Origin of the sequence: Nocardia terrae (assembly GCF_009760405.1) — a bacterium.
Classification (GTDB): Bacteria; Actinomycetota; Actinomycetes; order Mycobacteriales; family Mycobacteriaceae; genus Nocardia; species Nocardia terrae.
Genome location: NZ_WRPP01000003.1, coordinates 715,501 through 733,018 on the forward strand (window position 1 = coordinate 715,501; position 17,518 = coordinate 733,018).

15 protein-coding genes and 1 pseudogene are annotated in these 17,518 nt (G+C 68.3%); 9 read left to right on the top strand and 7 right to left on the bottom strand.

The window, feature by feature from the left end; translation table 11 throughout:
• Window positions 1–220 precede the first annotated feature (220 nt).
• Both mshD and GPX89_RS18535 read right to left on the bottom strand, forming a co-directional pair.
• Window positions 221–1,117 carry a mycothiol synthase gene (gene mshD, locus GPX89_RS18530; RefSeq protein WP_157388836.1) on the bottom strand — a complete coding sequence of 299 codons (897 nt, stop codon included), beginning with the start codon at window positions 1,115–1,117 and terminating at the stop codon, window positions 221–223.
• The gene (locus GPX89_RS18535; RefSeq protein WP_157388838.1) at window positions 1,117–1,869 is read right to left on the bottom strand and encodes a winged helix-turn-helix transcriptional regulator; all 753 of its coding nucleotides are present in this window, start codon (window positions 1,867–1,869) and stop codon (window positions 1,117–1,119) included. Before GPX89_RS18535 ends, mshD begins: the two co-directional genes overlap by 1 nt.
• 246 nt (window positions 1,870–2,115) lie before the next feature.
• Here GPX89_RS18535 and GPX89_RS18540 point away from each other — a divergent pair, with 246 nt between their 5' ends.
• The 6 genes from GPX89_RS18540 (at window position 2,116) to GPX89_RS18565 (ending at window position 6,390) form a co-directional block, all read left to right on the top strand.
• A complete protein-coding gene (locus GPX89_RS18540) occupies window positions 2,116–3,003 on the top strand; it encodes an LmeA family phospholipid-binding protein (protein ID WP_157388840.1) in 888 nt (295 codons plus the stop codon).
• Window positions 3,000–3,461, top strand: a complete 462-nt coding sequence (locus GPX89_RS18545) for a thioredoxin family protein (protein ID WP_328601977.1) — start codon at window positions 3,000–3,002, stop codon at window positions 3,459–3,461. The genes GPX89_RS18540 and GPX89_RS18545 overlap by 4 nt, the downstream gene beginning before the upstream one ends.
• A gap of 257 nt (window positions 3,462–3,718) precedes the next feature.
• Window positions 3,719–4,213: a DUF4395 domain-containing protein gene (locus GPX89_RS18550; protein WP_157388842.1), complete on the top strand. Its 495-nt coding sequence runs from the start codon at window positions 3,719–3,721 to the stop codon at window positions 4,211–4,213.
• A 73-nt stretch (window positions 4,214–4,286) separates the two neighbouring features.
• Window positions 4,287–5,120: a sulfurtransferase gene (locus GPX89_RS18555; protein WP_157388844.1), complete on the top strand. Its 834-nt coding sequence runs from the start codon at window positions 4,287–4,289 to the stop codon at window positions 5,118–5,120.
• Window positions 5,121–5,125: 5 nt separating this feature from the next.
• Window positions 5,126–5,431: a DUF1416 domain-containing protein gene (locus GPX89_RS18560; RefSeq protein ID WP_157388845.1), complete on the top strand. Its 306-nt coding sequence runs from the start codon at window positions 5,126–5,128 to the stop codon at window positions 5,429–5,431.
• A gap of 284 nt (window positions 5,432–5,715) precedes the next feature.
• Window positions 5,716–6,390: an FABP family protein gene (locus GPX89_RS18565; RefSeq protein WP_328602069.1), complete on the top strand. Its 675-nt coding sequence runs from the start codon at window positions 5,716–5,718 to the stop codon at window positions 6,388–6,390.
• Between the two features lie 333 nt (window positions 6,391–6,723).
• Here GPX89_RS18565 and GPX89_RS18570 read toward each other — a convergent pair whose 3' ends face one another.
• The 5 genes and pseudogenes from GPX89_RS18570 to GPX89_RS18590 all read right to left on the bottom strand — a co-directional run bounded on the left by GPX89_RS18570 (window position 6,724) and on the right by GPX89_RS18590 (window position 14,302).
• Complete coding sequence (locus tag GPX89_RS18570) at window positions 6,724–8,358, bottom strand: ATP-binding cassette domain-containing protein (RefSeq protein WP_157388846.1); 1,635 nt, start codon at window positions 8,356–8,358, stop codon at window positions 6,724–6,726.
• Between the two features lie 455 nt (window positions 8,359–8,813).
• Window positions 8,814–10,520, bottom strand: a pseudogene (cydD, locus tag GPX89_RS18575) (thiol reductant ABC exporter subunit CydD); the annotation flags it as partial.
• 135 nt (window positions 10,521–10,655) lie between these two features.
• A complete protein-coding gene (gene cydB, locus GPX89_RS18580) occupies window positions 10,656–11,705 on the bottom strand; it encodes a cytochrome d ubiquinol oxidase subunit II (RefSeq protein WP_157388848.1) in 1,050 nt (349 codons plus the stop codon).
• 9 nt (window positions 11,706–11,714) lie between these two features.
• Entirely contained in the window at window positions 11,715–13,190 is a 1,476-nt protein-coding gene (locus tag GPX89_RS18585) for a cytochrome ubiquinol oxidase subunit I (protein WP_157388849.1), read from the bottom strand.
• A 185-nt stretch (window positions 13,191–13,375) separates the two neighbouring features.
• The gene (locus GPX89_RS18590; protein WP_157388850.1) at window positions 13,376–14,302 is read right to left on the bottom strand and encodes an aminodeoxychorismate lyase; all 927 of its coding nucleotides are present in this window, start codon (window positions 14,300–14,302) and stop codon (window positions 13,376–13,378) included.
• A gap of 266 nt (window positions 14,303–14,568) precedes the next feature.
• On the opposite strand from GPX89_RS18590, the gene ygfZ reads away from it, so the two are divergent.
• Genes ygfZ through GPX89_RS18605 form a run of 3 tightly spaced genes read left to right on the top strand, consistent with a single transcriptional unit; the run spans window position 14,569 to window position 17,338 of the window.
• On the top strand, window positions 14,569–15,687 hold the full coding sequence (gene ygfZ / locus GPX89_RS18595) for a CAF17-like 4Fe-4S cluster assembly/insertion protein YgfZ (protein ID WP_328601978.1): 1,119 nt from the start codon (window positions 14,569–14,571) through the stop codon (window positions 15,685–15,687).
• Window positions 15,684–16,349, top strand: a complete 666-nt coding sequence (locus tag GPX89_RS18600; RefSeq protein ID WP_157388851.1) for an MOSC domain-containing protein — start codon at window positions 15,684–15,686, stop codon at window positions 16,347–16,349. Before ygfZ ends, GPX89_RS18600 begins: the two co-directional genes overlap by 4 nt.
• Before the next feature lie 26 nt (window positions 16,350–16,375).
• Window positions 16,376–17,338, top strand: coding sequence for an asparaginase (locus tag GPX89_RS18605; protein WP_157388852.1), 963 nt, complete (start codon window positions 16,376–16,378; stop codon window positions 17,336–17,338).
• Window positions 17,339–17,518: the final 180 nt, after the last annotated feature.

Consider the following 17,518-nt stretch of genomic DNA (forward strand, 5'->3'; position numbering starts at 1 on the left):
GGGAATCACGATTGCACGTCCAACCCCTCAACGGCCGGACGGGCGCGATCTGGCGGCTGTTCGCTGCGAACTAGCGCACCGGGCAGCGGAATGCGGCCCACTTGCAACGTAGGGGCGGCTGGTTGACAGTTGGACCAGGGCAGGTGAACGGCAGATGAACAACCCGCCCCGATTGCGCCGCAAGTTGTGTGACATTAGCCGCACTGTTGCCGATCGGAATTTACGACCCCACGGAGTAGGCCACGTCGACGTGGAATCGAGTGAAATCGAGCCGGGTGTAGGTGTGGACGGCGGCCGTGTTGTCGCCCTCCGTGTAGAGCAGAACCGCGTCCAGACCGCGGTCCTTCAGATAGCGCAGACCGGCCAGGGTGAGCAGCCGGCCGAGGCCGCGGCCCTGCGCCTCGGGGTCGATGCCGACCACATAGACCTCACCGATCGGCGGGGTCTCGTCGGAATGCACCTTCGTCCAGTGGAATCCGAGAATGCGATCCGGGCGGGCCGGGTCGACGGCGATGAAAAGACCCTTGGGATCGAACCAGGATTCGGCGCGGCGGGCGGCGATATCGCGCTCGGTCCAACCGCCCTGCTCGGGATGCCAGGAGAAGGCCGCATTGTTGACGCGGAGCAGTTCGGCATCGTCGGAAGGCCCCGCGTACGTGCGCAATTCCAGACCGTCGGGTACGACCAGCTCTGGTAGCTCAGAGTTCGCCAACTCTCGCCGCATTTGCCACAATTCGCGCGAAACGGACAGCTTCAAACGGGCCGCCACGGCCCGCGCGGGCGGCAGATCACCGTGCGCCCAGACCCGGGCGCCGGGACCCCCGGCGGACAGGGCCGCAGCCACCAGACCTGCGCCGATTCCATTTCCACGAGCCCGAGGATCGACCGCCACCTCCGCCATGGCGGGGTGTTCCCCGTGCGCGGGAACGAGATTCGCGTACCCGGTCACCACGCCGTCGTCGACGGCCACCAGATGGCGTGCGGGCGAATCGTTTTCGAGCGACAGCACCGCCTGTTCGGAGACAGGGGCCACTCCATCGGCGTCCGTGGCCCGCCGCAGCACGGCCTTCACCTGCGCGGCCGTCTCGGGAGACGGCCGGTCGGCCCACGAGGTCATCAGAGCGTGCCGTTCGCCGTCGTCAGTTCGGAGTCGTCGCCGTCGGACTCGGGGAAGGTGACCGCGTCGCCCTTACCGGTCGCGCGCGCCGGGCGCACCGCCTTGTAGCCGACATTGCGGACCGTGCCGATGAGCGACTCGTATTCGCTGCCGAGCTTGGCGCGCAGGCGTCGCACGTGCACGTCCACGGTCCGGGTGCCACCGAAGAAGTCGTAGCCCCAGACCTCCTGCAGCAGCTGCGCGCGGGTGAACACCCGGCCCGCGTGCTGCGCCAGGTACTTGAGGAGTTCGAACTCCTTGTAGGTGAGGTCGAGCGGGCGGCCGCGCAGCCGGGCGGTGTAGGTGCCCTCGTCGATCACCAGCTCACCCAGGGTGATCTTGCCGGTGTTCTCCGGGCTGGCCACGCCGCCGTTGCGGGCCACCAGCAGGCGTAGCCGGGCGTCCAGTTCGGCGGGTCCGGTGCCGGGCAGCAGGATGTCGTCCAGTCCCCAGTCCGCGTTGACGGCGACCAGACCGCCTTCGGTCAGCACGGCCACCACCGGCACCGACGATCCGGTGCTGCCCAGCAAACGGCACAGGCCGCGCGCGGCGGCCAGGTCGGTGCGGGCGTCCACCAGCGCCACGTCGGCGGACCCCGCCTCGAGCAGGGACGCCACCTCGGTCGGTGCGGGTCGCACGTGGTGCGGCAGCAACGCGAGCGAAGGCAGCACCGCCTCGGGGTTGGGGTCGGAGGTCAGCAGGAGCAGCTCCATGGGGGCCCTCCATCCCATCTGGCATGTGTGTGGCTACCGCACTGTCCGCCACAACCCCATGCAGGTCATCACAGGTAATCGCTGCCTACATTAGCGTGTCGGGACCGACAGGCTCGTATCTGCGGCCATCGTCGCAACCAACTGGTCTGGTCCACTCGCCCTTCATCTCCTTTTCACCGGCCCGCGACCTGCCCGTGTCCCCGTACTGGAGCCGATAACACGACCACTCCCTACTAGGGTGCAGCTATGCGTTTCCGGAGGCTGCTCATCGGATTGCTCTGCTTGGCGGGGCTGGCCGTGCTACTCGATTTCGGAGTCGCGGCTTACTCCGAGTACCGCGTCTCCCGGATGCTGCGCGCCGGTTCCGAGCTGAGTGCCGATCCGGCCGTCAGCTTCCACGAGTCGCCGCGGCACCCGTTCGTGCTGCAGGCGCTCGACGGCGAGTTCACCTTCATGGAGATCCGCGGGCGCGCCGTGCGGCCAGACATCCCGGGCCAGATCACCGTCGAGGCCGATCTGAACGGCATGCACCTGCCGATGGGCGATCTCGTCGACGGCAATGTCGGCAAGGTGCCGGTGGACGAGGTGCAGGGCCGGATGCGCATCGAACCGGCCGAGCTCGGCCGCATGTTCCAGATTCCGGATCTCGAGGTCTTCGGCCCCGAGATGGACAACTCCGACGAGTCCAGCGATGCCGGAACCGCCACCGCGACCACCGTGGGCTCGGTCATCCTGTACGGCACCGTGCCGATCGGTCCGGACGCCGACGCGACGGCGGTCACCGACCCGCACGGCATCGCCGGGGACAAGACCACCAAGAAGACGAACTCGGCCAAGGTCCACGTGCTCGCCGAGATGCGCCTGGACGGCAATCAGATCCGCATCACCGCCACCGCGATCGCCGGCCGGGATCTGCAGAACGACCCCGATTCCGTGCTGCCGGGCCAGCAGCAGCGGCCCGTCATCACCGAGCAGGACAAGCCCGCGGTGCTGGCCCATTTCACCCGCACCATCGACATCAAGAACATGCCGTTCGGCATCACGCCCACCAAGGTCAAGGCCAGCGGCGGGCAGATCCTGGTGGAGGGCAAGGCCCGCGACGTGACCGTCGACCTGCATCGGCTACAGCCGTGACCGCCGTCTGGATTCTGCTCGGTTTCCTGGTCGCGGCGCTGGTCGTGGGAATCCTGGTGCGCCGCAACGAGGGCCGGGTGCGGGTCAGCGCCGAGCCGGCGAGTCCGCCCGAACCCGAATCGAATCGGGCCGCCCTGTTGCGAGACGCCGGGGTGCTGCCCGGCCGTCCCGCCGTGCTGCATTTCTCCGCCGACTGGTGCGGCCCGTGCGCGGCGGTGCGCCGGGTGGTCGCGGGAGTGGTGACCGAACTGGCCGATGCCGAGCTGGCGCCGCTGGATCTCGAGGTCGACATCGACGCGAATCCGGTGCTGGCGCGCGAGCTGAATGTGCTCTCGCTGCCCACCACTTTCGTGTTCGATTCTCGAGGATTGGAACGCTTCCGCATCTCCGGCGTTCCGAAGACGGCGGATCTGCGCACGTCACTGGCACCTTTAACGGTCTCCGGCTCCGCTGAGTGACCAGCATTACGGACCCCGGGTCCAATTTCCCCCGAAAATTGGGTAAACTCCCTCTCGTGCAATCCAACCGCGAGCTGATGCTCACCCGACGCCGCACGGTAGACCTGTGCCGGCTCGGTGGTTGTTGCTGCCTGTGCCGCTAGCCGGTCGGCCTTTCGTATTCCTCTGTCGCCGACCGGATTTGTCCCCCGCTGTCGAGAGATCACATCGATCCTCCGGCGATCTGGCCAATACACCTTCAGCGCAGGAGTACTCCCATGTCGAACCCTCAGATAGGCACACCGCCCGCCGGGCAGGTAGATGTCCGCGGCCCGCGTTTCGCGGCCTGGATCACCACCGCCGTGCTGGCCCTCGTTCTGATCGTCGCCGTCTTCTCCGTTCCCGCCGCCACCGTGCTGCTGGCCCTGCAGGCCATCGTGTTCGGATTGAGCGCCGCCTACGGTCCGCGCCGTAGCCCGTACGGCCGGATCTACGCCACCGCCATCGCGCCGCGCATCGGCGCGCCCACCGAGCTGGAACCCGTTGCGCCGCTGCGGTTCGCGCAGCTGGTGGGTCTGGCCTTCGCGGTGCTGGGCGTGGTCGGGTTCGCGGCGGGCAGCACCGTGGTCGGCGCGATCTTCACCGGATTCGCGCTGTTCGCGGCCTTCCTCAACGCGGCCTTCGGAATCTGCCTGGGCTGCAAGATCTATCCGCTCGTCGCCCGGTTCCGGACCACCTCGAACGATCCGGTGTCGACCCCCACCTCCGTCTAGCCCCCTGACTCTGTCCAACCCTCAACCACACGAACGCAACGCCGCCTCCTGGCACCGCATCGAAAGGAACAACATGGCTCGCTCCGATGTCCTGGTCTCCGCAGACTGGGTCGAAGAGAACCTGAACACCCCGGGCGTCGTCCTGGTCGAGGTGGACGAGGACACCTCGGCCTACGACCTGGGGCACATCGAGGGCGCCGTGCGTCTCGACTGGAAGAAGGACCTGCAGGACCAGGTCCGCCGCGACTTCGTGAACCAGGAGCAGTTCTCGGCTCTCCTGTCCGAGCGCGGCATCGGCAACGACGACACCGTGGTGCTCTACGGCGGCAACAACAACTGGTTCGCGGCCTACGCCTACTGGTACTTCAAGCTCTACGGCCACCAGGACGTGAAGCTGCTCGACGGCGGCCGCAAGAAGTGGGAGCTGGACGGCCGCGAGCTGACCAAGGAGGTCCGGGTCCGCCCGGCCACCGAGTACAAGGCCGCCGCGCAGGACCTGTCCATCCGCGCCTTCCGCGACGAGGTCATCGACGCCATCGGCGCCAAGAACCTGGTCGACGTGCGCTCCCCCGACGAGTTCTCCGGCAAGATCCTGGCCCCGGCCCACCTGCCGCAGGAGCAGTCGCAGCGTCCGGGCCACATCCCCGGCGCGATCAACGTTCCGTGGTCGAAGGCCGCGAACGAGGACGGCACCTTCAAGAGCGACGCCGAGCTGGCCGAGATCTACAAGGATGCCGGTCTGGACGGCGAGAAGCAGACCATCGCCTACTGCCGTATCGGCGAGCGTTCCTCGCACACCTGGTTCGTGCTGCAGGAGCTGCTGGGCCACCAGAACGTCAAGAACTACGACGGGTCCTGGACCGAGTACGGGTCCCTCGTCGGTGCACCGATCGAGTTGGGAGCGTAATCAACATGTGTGCAGCACCTACCCAGGGTCAGGCCATCCCGGCCAATGTCGATGTCGAGAAGGAGACGGTCATCACCGGCCGTGTCCTGACCGCTGACGGTCAGACCGTCGGTGGCGCGTTCGTCCGCCTGCTGGACGAGAACGGCGACTTCACCGCCGAGGTCGTGGCCTCGGGCACCGGCGACTTCCGCTTCTTCGCGGCGCCGGGCAAGTGGACCGTGCGCGCGCTGTCCTCCTCGGGCAACGGCACCGTCGTGGTGTCGCCGGAGGGCGCGGGCATCCACAACGTGGACGTCACCGTCGCCAAGTAGGAGCGCGGTTTCGAACTGACGAAACATCAAGAACGGCCCCGGGATTCATGATCCCGGGGCCGTTCTCGTCTTCACCCCCGCGTCTTACCGATTGTGCGAAAGATTTTCCCGGGGTCGTTTTCACGTGATCTCGGCGGTGGGATTAGACTCCGAGACGTGGTGCTTACCTTCGAGATTCTGCTGGTTCTCGTCTCCGTGCTGATCGCTTGGTTCGGTCTGTACGTCCTCTACCGGCTGTTCACCGAGTCGTGACAGATCCGGCCCACGAGAACATCGAAAACGGAGTGGCCAACGGATCGTCGTCGACGACGCCGATCGTTCGCCACGACGAGGGCGCTAGGCGCAGCGGCGACCAGGCGGTCGCCGAGGCTGCCGAGCGTGCCAAGTCGACCGGAGCGATGAATGTTCCGACGCTTCCCGGTCTTCCGTTGCCCGTGGACACCGCGAACCTGCGGTTGGGCCCGGATCTGAGTTCCTCCATGCTCGCGCTGCTACCGCTGGTCGGCGTGTGGCGCGGTGAGGGCGAGGGCAACGAGCCCGAGACCGGCGACTACCGCTTCGGTCAGCAGATCGTCGTCTCGCACGACGGCGGCGACTACCTGACCTGGGAGGCCCGCTCCTGGAAGCTGGACGCTCAGGGCGAGTACACCGGCCCGGATCTGCGCGAGAGCGGTTTCTGGCGGGTCGGCATCGACGGTGACGACGAGGTGCTCGAGCTGCTGCTCACCCACTCGACCGGCATCGTCGAGCTGTTCTACGGCCAGGCGCTCACCCAGTCCTCCTGGGAGCTGGCCACCGACGTGGTGATCCGCAGCCAGTCCGGCATCGTGGTCGGCGGCGCGAAGCGGCTCTACGGCATTGTCGAGGGCGGCGATCTGGGCTACGTCGAGGAGCGCATCGCGGCGGACGGCGCCCTGGAGCCGCGACTCTCGGCCCGCCTGCAGCGCTACATCGGTTGACAGATTCAACGAAGCCCCGTCGGCCGATTGGTCGTACGGGGCTTTTTCATGTCTTGGTCCAGAAAAGGGTACGGCCCCCGAGTTGTACCGACGGAGGATGCAACATTCTCACGTCGGTCCGGCCGGACAGGCCGTAACTCGGGGGCCGGGTGGCTGCCTTGGATTCGCGAGGGCTCGCGCGATCGGAATCCGATTGCAGCGGTAGCGCCTAGCTGGCAGCCACCTCACGCGTCCTAGAAATCATTCTCGAACCACCTCCTTCCTGTGTACCGACGAAATTAGTCGCTCGAGTCAAAGGCGGCAACGTATTTTCTCGGACCGCGAAACAGCAGGTCAGGCGGGAATAAAATGATCAACCGAGAGGCTGCCGCCGGGCTCGACGTGAACGACGGTGTCGGCCTTGGTGTCCGGCGGCAGCTGGTGGGTGACCACCACGACCGTGCGGTCACGATCCACCAGCCCGCTGGATTCATCCAGCAGCCGACGCTGCAACTCCGCGCCCGCCTCGGCCTCCATGTGCTCGGTGGGCTCGTCCAGCAGCAGCACCCGGGCCGGCGAGAGCAGGGCGCGGGCCAGCAGGATGCGGCGGCGCTGACCACCCGAGACCGCCGCAGCACCACCGACCAGATCGGTGTCGACGCCCTCGGGCAGGGAGTCCAGCCAATCCCCCGCTCCGACTGCGCGCAGGGCGGTTTCGGCCTCCGCCGCGGTGATGTCGCCCCGCGCCACCCGCAGATTCTCCAGCACGGTGGTCCCGAACAGGTGCGCGTCCTCGGCGAAGAAGGTGACACCGGGGCGCGGTGTGTCGAACAGCCCCGCCCAGCCCATCAGCAGCGTGGTCTTGCCCGCGCCGCTGGGCCCGACGACCGCGATGCGACGGCCTGCGGGCAGCGGCGGGAAAGTCGGCGCAGGAGTCTCGGATTCGCTGTGTTCGAGCCGGTTCAGGCGATGCAGGGCGGCGCGGCCGGTGGTCAGCGCCTGCGCGGCGGCCGGAAGCACCGCGACCGCCTCGAAGGCAGACAGCGGTACCAGCACCAGCACCGTGAACGCCATCGGCGAGATACCGCCCGGCGCGACAGTCTGGAAGCCCGCGGTCGGCACGGGAGTCCCGCTGCCGTACAGCACGATCCCGATCAGCAAGGCCCCCAGCACACTGGCCCCGATCGACAGTGGCAGCACCGCCGCCGCCCACGCGCCGTGCTTCGCCGCCCGATCCTCGGCCGCCACCGCCCGCTGCCCGGCGGCGGTCGCCGCGCCGACCGCATCGGAAAGCCTTCCCGCGACCCGCAATTCGGGCGCATGATCAAGCACGGTGAGTGCCTCCGCGGTGAACTCGGTCCGATCGGCCCGCACCGCCAGCTCCGCCTCCCGGGCCGCCCGCGCCGACAGCCACGGCGCGATGATTCCCGAAATCGCCAGTGCGACGGCCAGGATCACGGCCGCGAGCACCGAAATGCTCGCCAGCAGCCCGACGGCCAGCAGCGACAGGATCAGCGCCACCGCGATGGGCACGAATGCCCGCACCACCACGGCCCCCAGATCGTCGATATCGCTCATCACCCGCCCGAGCAGCTCACCTCGCCGCAGTCGAGTCGGATCCCCGGACCCGACTTCGTCTTTCGCTTCGGTGCGACGCAGCCGCCAGATATCCGCACCCGCCAGCGTTCGATACGTCGTGGTCCGCGCGGTACTCATGGACCGCAGTGCCACATCATGCGTGGCCAGCCGCTCCAGATACCGGCACAACCCCCGCGAAATACCCAGCGCCCGCACGGTTGTCACGGCGATGCTCAAATCCAGCACGGGCGGCATCTGCCAGGCCCGCGCGATCAGCCACGCCGCCAGGGCCGCCAGCCCGAGCCCGCTCCCGAGCGCCAGCACCCCCCACCCCACCGACAGCGCCATCCGCGCCCGCGACAGCTCGAGCAGCTCCCGAATGCACCGAAAATCAGCAAGTACCGCCCTCATCGCGCCGACACCTCCGCCGAATCGAACTCTCCCACAGCGTGATCCGCCGAGTCTCCCGACCGGGCGCCGTGATGCTCGACCCGAGCGGACATGGCACCGTCCGGAATGTCTCCCATCGCCGCTGTCTCGCCGCCGGTCGGATCGGGTGCGGCGACCTCCTGCTCCGCAGTGAGTGCCGAGGCAGTCCGAGCGCCATCACCGACAAGCGGCCGACCCTGCGAAGCCCCGGCCGGGCCCCAGATGCCGACCGGGCAGGCCGTATCGGCCCGGGGCAGTTCGAGCACCGCGTCGCCGCCGTCACCGCGCCCCGGTGCGGCTTCGCCGGACGGATCGGCGGCGCTGTCCGGCGGGCCGCCGCGGTAGGCGTCCGCGGCGTCGCGGAGTGTCCGGCGTGGCTCTGCCGTCCTCGCATGAATTCCGCTCTCATGTACCGATTCCGAGTCGATCGATGCCGACCGGGCGGTTGCATGGACCTCGACTATGTGGTCGGCGACGGCGAGAACGGACGGGCGGTGGGCGATTACGACGACCGTGGCTCCGGCGCGGGCGCGGGCGGTCAGGGCCGCGAGAACTGTTGCCTCCGAGGCGTCGTCGAGGTGGGCGGTGGGTTCGTCGAGGAGGAGGATCGAGCGGGGGGCGGCCAGGGTGCGGGTGAGGGCGAGGCGTTGACGCTGGCCCAGGGAGAGGCCCAGGCCGCCGGTGCCGACGATAGTGTCCCAGCGGTCGGGGAGATCGCGCAGGACGGTGTCGAATCCGGTGGCGACACAGGCAGATTCGATCTGCGCGGGACCCGCCGGGGGGCCGAGGAGTTCGAGGTTGGCGCGGAGGGTGCCGGGGACGAGGACCGGCCGCTGGGGCAGCCAGGCGATGTGCGACCACCAGTCGTCGAGATCCAGATCGGGGACGGGGGCGTCGTCGACGAGGACGGTTCCGGAGTCGGGGGTGAGCAGGCCCAGGATCGCCTGCAGCGCGGTCGATTTGCCGCAGCCGTTGGGGCCGGTGAGCACGGTGACCAGGCCGGGACGGATATCGGCGGACAGGCGGTCGGGGGCGTAGCCGTCGCGGGACCGGATGGTGAGGTTGCGGATGTCGATGTGGCCGTGGATGTTCCGGTGTCCGGCTCGGTTCGGGTCGGCCGGTGCGGCGCTCGCGGCGGGATCGGCGTCCGGCTCGATGATGGCGAAAGCTCGTTCGGCGGCGGCCATTCCGTCCTGGGCGGCGTGGAAACGTTCGCCGACGGCGCGCAGCGGGAGATAGACCTCGGGGGCGAGGATGAGAGCGAGCAGGCCCGCGTACAGGCCCATGTGGCCGAAGACCAGGCGCATGCCGATGGAGACGGCGACCAGGGCCACGCACAGGGTGGCGAGCATTTCCAGGACCATGGAGGACAGGAAGGCCAGGCGCAGGGCCGACATGGTGCGGCGGTGCAGGACGTCGCCGAGCTCGCGGACCCGGCCCGCCATGCTGCGGGGTGAATCACCCACTGCCGCAGCGTCGGCGCGTCCGGTTTCGCGGCCGAGGGCGCGCAAGGTGGGCATGCCCGCGAAGAGATCGAGGAGTTGATCCGAGAGCCGGGTGGTGGCGGCCAGGGTGTCGGCGGATTTGCCCTGGGTGAGCAGGCCGATGAGGATCATGAAGATCGGAATCAGCGGCAGGGTGACCAGGATGATCACGCCGGAGATCCAGTCGTGGGCGGCGATGACGGCCAGCACCACCGGCGGCACCAGCGTGGCCAGGATCAGGGCGGGAAGGTAGCCCGCGAGATAGGCGCGCAGGCCGCTGAGCCCGGAACCGACCACCACCGCGAGTTCGGTGCGGCGGCTTTCCAATTCGCGGGGCGGCAACTGCGCCCCGGCGTCGAGAGCGGCGGTCTCGAGTTCGGCGACCACCTGGGCTCCGGCGCGGTGCGCGAGGCGGGACTGCCACCAGGTGGCGGCGACCCGGCACCCGACGGCCACGGCGAAGATGACCAATTCGACTGTCCAGGAGCCGATCCGGCGATGCTCCGGCTCGGTGATCACCCCCGCGAGCACCCGCGCCAACGCGAGCGCCGCGATGACTATGCACCCGGTGGTGACCAGCGACAGCCCCACACTGAGTCCGAGATACCTGCGCGCCGAGCGAGCGTGCCGCCACAGTCGCGGGTCCACCGGTCGTGCCATGGTCGATCTCCTCTACGCAGTGCCCAATTCAAGAAACGGGCGTACCGGGTTTCACGCCGGTACGCCCGTCCCTGTTCAACTCAGCCCGTCCCTGTTCAACTCAGCCCGTCCCTGTTCAAGCCTGCCGGTGCATGGTCAGCTCTTGGCGGATTCCATGGGCAGCCCGATCGGGGCCGGGATCTGTTCCATGGTGAGCCGCTTGCGGAACACCCAGTACGTCCAGGCCTGGTAGACCAGCACGACCGGGACCAGCGCCACCGCCACCCAGCTCATCACCACCAGTGTGTAGTGGGTCGAGGACGCTGCCACCGTGCCGCCGCGCCCGTCGACGGTGAGGCTGTACGCGTCATTGATGGTGGAGGGCAGCACATTCGGGAACAGCGACCCGAACAGCAGTACCGTGGCCGCCGCGATGGTGACCGCGGTGCCGGTGAAGGCCCAGCCGTCGCGGCCCTGGGTCGCCGCCAAGCCCGCGACCACCAGCCCGACCACGGCCAGCACCAACGGAATCCAGGTCCAGCCCTGGCCGTAGGCGAGCTGGGTCCAGAGGCCGAAGGCGGCCACCACCACGGCGGTGGGCACGAACAGCAGGCGGATGATCCGCTGGGCGTCGTCGCGCACCTCGTTGCCGGTCTTGAGGGCGATGAACACCGCACCGTGCAGCATGAACAGCAGCAGCGTGGTGAGCCCGCCGAGGAGGCCGTACGGGGTGAGCAGGTTGAGGAGATTGCCCTCGATCTGCTTGTGCTGGTTGAGCTTCACGCCGTGCACGATGTTCGCGAAGGCCAGTCCCCAGGCCAGTGCCGGGATCCAGGAGCCGAGCGCGATGCCGATGTCGCACCAGTTGCGCCAGCGCGGGTCGTTGATCTTGCCCCGCCATTCGATGGCGCAGGCCCGCGCGATCAGCCCGACCAGGATCAGCAGCAGCGCGAGGTAGAACCCGGAGAACAGGCTGGCGTACCACTCCGGGAAGGCCGCGAACATGGCGCCGCCGCCGGTGAGCAGCCACACCTCGTTGCCGTCCCACACCGGGCCGATGGTGTTGAGCACCACGCGCTTCTTCACCTCGTCGCCGCGGCCGATGATGGGCAGCAGCATGCCGACGCCGAAGTCGAAGCCCTCCAGCACGAAGTAGCCGGTGAACAGGACCGCGATCAGTAGAAACCAGAATTCAGGGAGACTCATCCTCGGCTCCTAGTAGGCGAAGGAAAGCTTCTCGACGGAGTCCCCGGTCATCTTCGGGGCGTCGGAGTCGGCGGCCGGTGTGTCGGGTCCGGCGATCACGTACCGGCGCATCAGGTAGAACCAGCCGATGGCCAGTAGCCCGTAGAGCGCCGTGAACACGATCAGCGAGGTGAGGATCGTGCCCGGCGAGACCCCGGAGACGCCCTGCTGCACCGTCATTCGAATGTGCTGGTCCCCGGTCGGGTTGGGCGCCACCACCCAGGGTTGGCGGCCCATCTCGGTGAAGATCCAACCGGAGATATTGCCCAGGAACGGGGTGGCGATGGCGATCAGCGACAGCCAGCCGAACCAGGTCTGGTCCGGGATGCGACCGCGGCGGGTGACCCAGAATCCAGCCAGCACCAACAGGATCGAGCCGGCCATCCAGGTGATCATGGCGCGGAAGGACCAGTAGGTGACGAACAGGTTGGGCCGGTAGTCGCCGATGCCGTACTTCTCGTTGTATTCGACCTGCAGGTCCTTGACGCCCTTCAGGGTGACGTCGCTGAACTTGCCCTCGGCCAGGAACGGCAGCACGTACGGCACCTTGATGACGTGATCGACGCTGTCGCAGTTGTTGTGGGTACCGATGGTCAGCACCGAGAAGTCGGGGTTGGTCTCGGTGTGGCACAGCGATTCCGCCGACGCCATCTTCATGGGCTGCTGCTTGAACATGAGCTTGCCCTGGATGTCGCCGGTGAAGATCAGCGCGACCGAGGCGATGAGGATGACGTACAAGCCCATGCGCGCACTGGGCCGCCACATGGTGCGGGCCTCCTCGAGCGGAGCCTCGCTGTCCTCGGCCTTGGCCTTGCGGGCGTTGCGCACCATCCACCAGCCGGCGATGCCGGCGACGAAGGTGCCCGAGGTGAGGAAGGCTCCGGCCACCACGTGCGGGAAGGCCGCCAGGGTGGTGTTGTTGCTGAGCACCGCCCAGATGCTGTGCAGCTCAGCGCGTCCGGTGGCCGGGTTGTATTCCGCGCCGACCGGGTGCTGCATGAACGAGTTGGCCGCGATGATGAAGTACGCCGACGCGTTGACGCCGATGGCGACCAGCCAGATGCAGGCCAGGTGCACCTTCTGCGGTAGTCGGGTCCAGCCGAAGATCCACAGGCCCAGGAAGGTCGACTCCATGAAGAAGGCGACCAGCGCCTCCATGGCCAGCGGTGCGCCGAACACGTCGCCGACGAAGCGGGAGTATTCGCTCCAGCCCATGCCGAACTGGAATTCCTGCACGATGCCGGTGGCGACGCCGAGGGCGAAGTTGATCAGGAACAGCTTGCCGAAAAACTTTGTGAGCCTGAGCCAGTGCTCCTTGCCGGTGATCACCCAGGCGGTCTGCATGCCCGCGACGAGCGGTGCGAGGCCGATGGTGAGTGGCACCAGGATGAAGTGATAGACGGTGGTAATTCCAAATTGCCATCGCGCCAGATCTACGACGCTCATCCGACCTCCCTGCCGTTCTACGACATGACGTAGTAACAGACCCTACGCCGACTGGTCTTCAGATCAACATGCGCCGCGCCACAGTGCGCCCAAAATTAGCCACAATGTGACAGATTGACTGCCAAGGTCCCCGGGGGCCTCACCGAAACAGGGACCGATTCAGGCAAAAGGCCCTTGAATCCGGATCACCAGTCCGCGAGACTGCCCGGCAACGCGATGCCGCGGTTCACCATCTCGACGATCTCCCCGGCATTGTCGGGCGGCGACATGCGCAGTCCGTCCAGGGAATTGACGCGCGCGGCCAGCGTGACCGAGGACAGCAGCCAGACCGCGTCGGCCGTGATCAGGTCGGCGATGAACAGCGGCTCGTACTCGCAGTCCCAGCCCGCCTTCTCCGCCTGCGCGAACAGCGCGCGCTGGGTGGTACCGGGCAGCACGCCATTGCGAGCGGGCGGGGTGATCAGCTTATTGTCGCGCTGCACAACGACTGTCGAGCGCGGCCCCTCCAGCACCCGATGCTCGGTGCTGGTGAAGATGACGTCGTCGGCGCCCATCCGCTGGGCGAAGCGCAGCGCCGCCATATTGGTGGCATACGACAGGGTCTTCGCGCCCAACAGCAGCCACGGCGCGTTCTGCGCCAGATCGACGGAAATGCCGCGCGACAGCGTGATCACCGAAACACCCTCGGTGCGAGCGGTTCTCACACGCTCGGGCACCTCGGCCACCAAAACGTAACCGGTAGTGGCGGGTTCGGCGCCGGCCAGATCCCCACTCTTGTTTGCCGAACCTTTGCTAACCGGCCCGTGGTCGCTGTCACGCCCCCGCGTGAGCACCATGCGCAGCGTCCCCTCGCGCTCGCTCCCCCACTCCTCGGCCGCCATCTCCACCGCGAACCGCCACGCCTCGAGATCCGGCGTCGGCAATTCGAGGGCCTCGGCCGAGCGGCGCAGCCGGGCCAGATGCAATTCGAGCGCGCAGGGTACGCCGTCACGCACCAATACGGTCTCGAAAATTCCGTCGCCCCGCAGCGCACCGATGTCATCCGCGTACAGCAAAGGCGCATCCGGATCCTGGATCGCGCCGTCGAGAGTCACCAGAACCCGTTCCACCATGTCATCGACCCTATGACAGATGGCGCGCCCCGGCGGCCATACCGCGCCGCCTACCCCGTCAACCCGCCTGCCACCACCCGGTAAACCCATGCCCGCGACCCATAAGTGCCAACGGCGCCCGGCGCGGCACCCGGCCCCGTGACCCTCTTACGCCACACGGCCCCGCGGTGACACGTTCACCCGCACCGGGTCGCGATTCGCCGGTTCCCGCAAAGGTCGCGTAGAGGCAGACGAGACCGCGGCCCGGGTTGGCATAGGGTGGGTGTGTGTCCTCCTCGGTTGCGCCCAGTCCGATCTTGCAGGTTCCAGGGGCTGTCGCGGGGCTGCCGGAGTCACCGGATGCCGCGGTCGCGTGGCATTACGGGGACCCCTTCGGCGAGCAGCGCGCGGCGGTACAGCGGGTCGCGGTGGTGGATCGCTCCCACCGATTCGTGCTCGCCATCACCGGAAAAGAACGGCTGAGCTGGCTGAACACCATCTCCAGCCAGGCCGTCGCGGACCTGCGCGACGGCGACTCCGCGGAGGATCTGGACCTCGATCTGAACGGCCGGGTGCTCAATCACTTCGTCCTCACCGACCTCGACGGCACGGTGTGGATCGACACCGAGGGCGCGCGCGGAGCGGACCTGCTGAGCTTCCTGCAGAAGATGGTGTTCTGGGCCGACGCCAAGCCCGTCGAGGCCGATGACCATGCCGTGCTGAGCCTGCTGGGCCCCGGCGTGACCGAACTCACCACCGAAACCTTGGGCGTCCCGGCCCTTCCCGAGACCAATCGCGCGGTCCCGCTGCCCGGCGGCGGCTTCCTGCGCCGCATGCCCTGGCCCACCGCCGACTCCTTCGACCTGATCGTCCCCCGCGACCAGCTGGTCACCTGGTGGACCAAGCTGCGCGCCGCGGGCGCGGAAGCCGCGGGCATGTGGGCCTTCGAGGCGCTGCGCGCCGCGGCCCTGCGCCCCCGCCTCGGCCTCGACACCGACGACCGCACCATCCCGCACGAGGTGAACTGGATCGGCGGTCCCGCGGAATACGGCGCCGTGCACCTGAACAAGGGCTGCTACCGCGGCCAGGAGACCGTGGCCCGCGTCCACAATCTCGGCAAACCGCCCCGGCACCTGGTGCTGCTGCACCTGGACGGCGCCGCGGATTCCCGTCCGGCGTCCGGTGATCCGGTGACCGCGGGCGGTCGCGCGGTCGGGACGCTCGGCACCGTGATCGACCATTACGAGTTCGGCCCGATCGCCCTGGCGCTGATCAAGCGGACCATTCCCGTCGACACCGAGCTGGTGGCGGGCCCGTGCGCGGCGGCCATCGACCCGGATTCGGTGCCCGCGCACGACGAACCGCAGGCCGGCCGGCTCGCCGTCGAGAAGCTCCGCGGGCGATGAGCACCGCCACCGGCCAGGTGCTGGCCGTGTGCGTGGTGCACGCCGAGCTCGAGGTGCCCGCCAAGTCGTCCAAGGTGGGCCGCACCGCCATCGACAAACGCCCGGTGCCGCACCGGGTTCGGGTCAAGGCGCTCGGCCTCGACGGCGACCACGTGTGCGACACGAAGAACCACGGCGGGGTGCACCAGGCCGTGTACGCCTACGCCGAGGAGGACGCCGCCCGCTGGGCCGAGGAGCTGGGCCGGGAACTCGCACCCGGCTGGTTCGGCGAGAACCTGCGCGTGTCCGGCCTTCCCGTCAGCGACGCCGTGATCGGCGAACACTGGACCATCGGCGACACCCTGCTCGAGGTGTCGGCCCCGCGCGTTCCCTGCGCCACCTTCCAGTGGCGCACGGGCGAGCCGCAGTGGGTGAAACGCTTCACGGCGCAAGCGAATACGGGCGCCTACCTGCGCGTGCTCACCGAGGGCGCGATCGGGATCGGCGACCAGGTGCGGGTGGTGCACGTGCCCGCGCACGGCGTCACCGTGCGCGACCTGTTCACCGGCACGGATCCGGAGCGACTGGACACCCTGCTGGCCGCCGAGCCCACGATCTCCGACGACGTGCGCATGCAGATCGACCGCCATCACCGCCGCCACGCCGGGGCGGCCCGCCGATGACATCGACTCCAGAAGGGAACGCAAGCATGAGCGTGGATCTCGTCGAGGTGGTGCGCTCCGGGTTCCGGGAGTGCGTGCATCGCGGATCAGCGGTGGTCCTGCGCCCCGACGGCGAGCCGCTGGTCGAGATCGGCGCGGTGCACGGCCCGATCTTCCCGCGCTCGACCAACAAGCCCATGCAGGCATTGACCTTGCTGCGCAATGGTTTCGAACCGGTCGACGACAGCGAGCTGGCCATCTCCACCGCCTCGCATTTCGGCGAGCCCGATCACGTGGAGCTGGTGCAGCGGCTGCTGGATCGCTTCGATCTGTCCGAGGACGACCTGGAGTGCCCGCCGGACCTGCCGTTCGACGAGCAGGCCCGCGCCCAGGTGCTGGCCGGCAGCGACCGCGCGAAGGCCGCCCGCCGCGTCTTCATGAACTGTTCCGGCAAACATGCCGCCATGCTGGCCACCTGCAAGATCAACGGCTGGCCCACCCGCGGTTACCTGGAGGTCGGCCACCCGCTGCAGCAGGCCGTGCTCGAGACCGTCGCCGACGTGACCGGTGAGCCGGAGACCGATCTGGGCATCGACGGGTGCGGCCTGCCCATCGTCCCGGTCTCGCTGGTGAACCTGGCCCGCGCCTACTCGACCTTCGCCACCGCGGCCCCCGGTACCCCGGAACGCCGTGTCGCGGACGCGATTCGCACCCATCCGCGAGTGATTTCCGGCACGGACGGACCAGATTTCCGGGTGATGACCGCGACCGCAGGTCTGGTCTGCAAGATCGGTGCGGACGGCGTCCACGCCGGCGCGCTGCCCGACGGATCGGCCTTCGCCTACAAGATCGACGACGGCGCCGATCGCGCGCGACTCCCCCTGACGCTGGCCATTCTCCAGCGTATGGGCGTCGAATGGACCGACGCGCACGCCGAACTCGCGGCCCCCGCGGTGCTCGGCGGAGCGGCCCGGGTGGGCATCATCCGAGCCATTCCCGGCGTCCTGTAGCCCCCGGTCGGCGGGCTTTTCCAACCACCGGTCGCACGGGTGCGCCCGGCCCTCCGACGTTTATCCCCCACTCCTGGAAGCGCGACCGCCGGACACACGCTAAAGTGTTCGTCAGGAAGAGTATTAATTCGAACGGGGCCGCCAAACCCACCCCAGGCCGCCCCGCAGTGACGCGAGGGG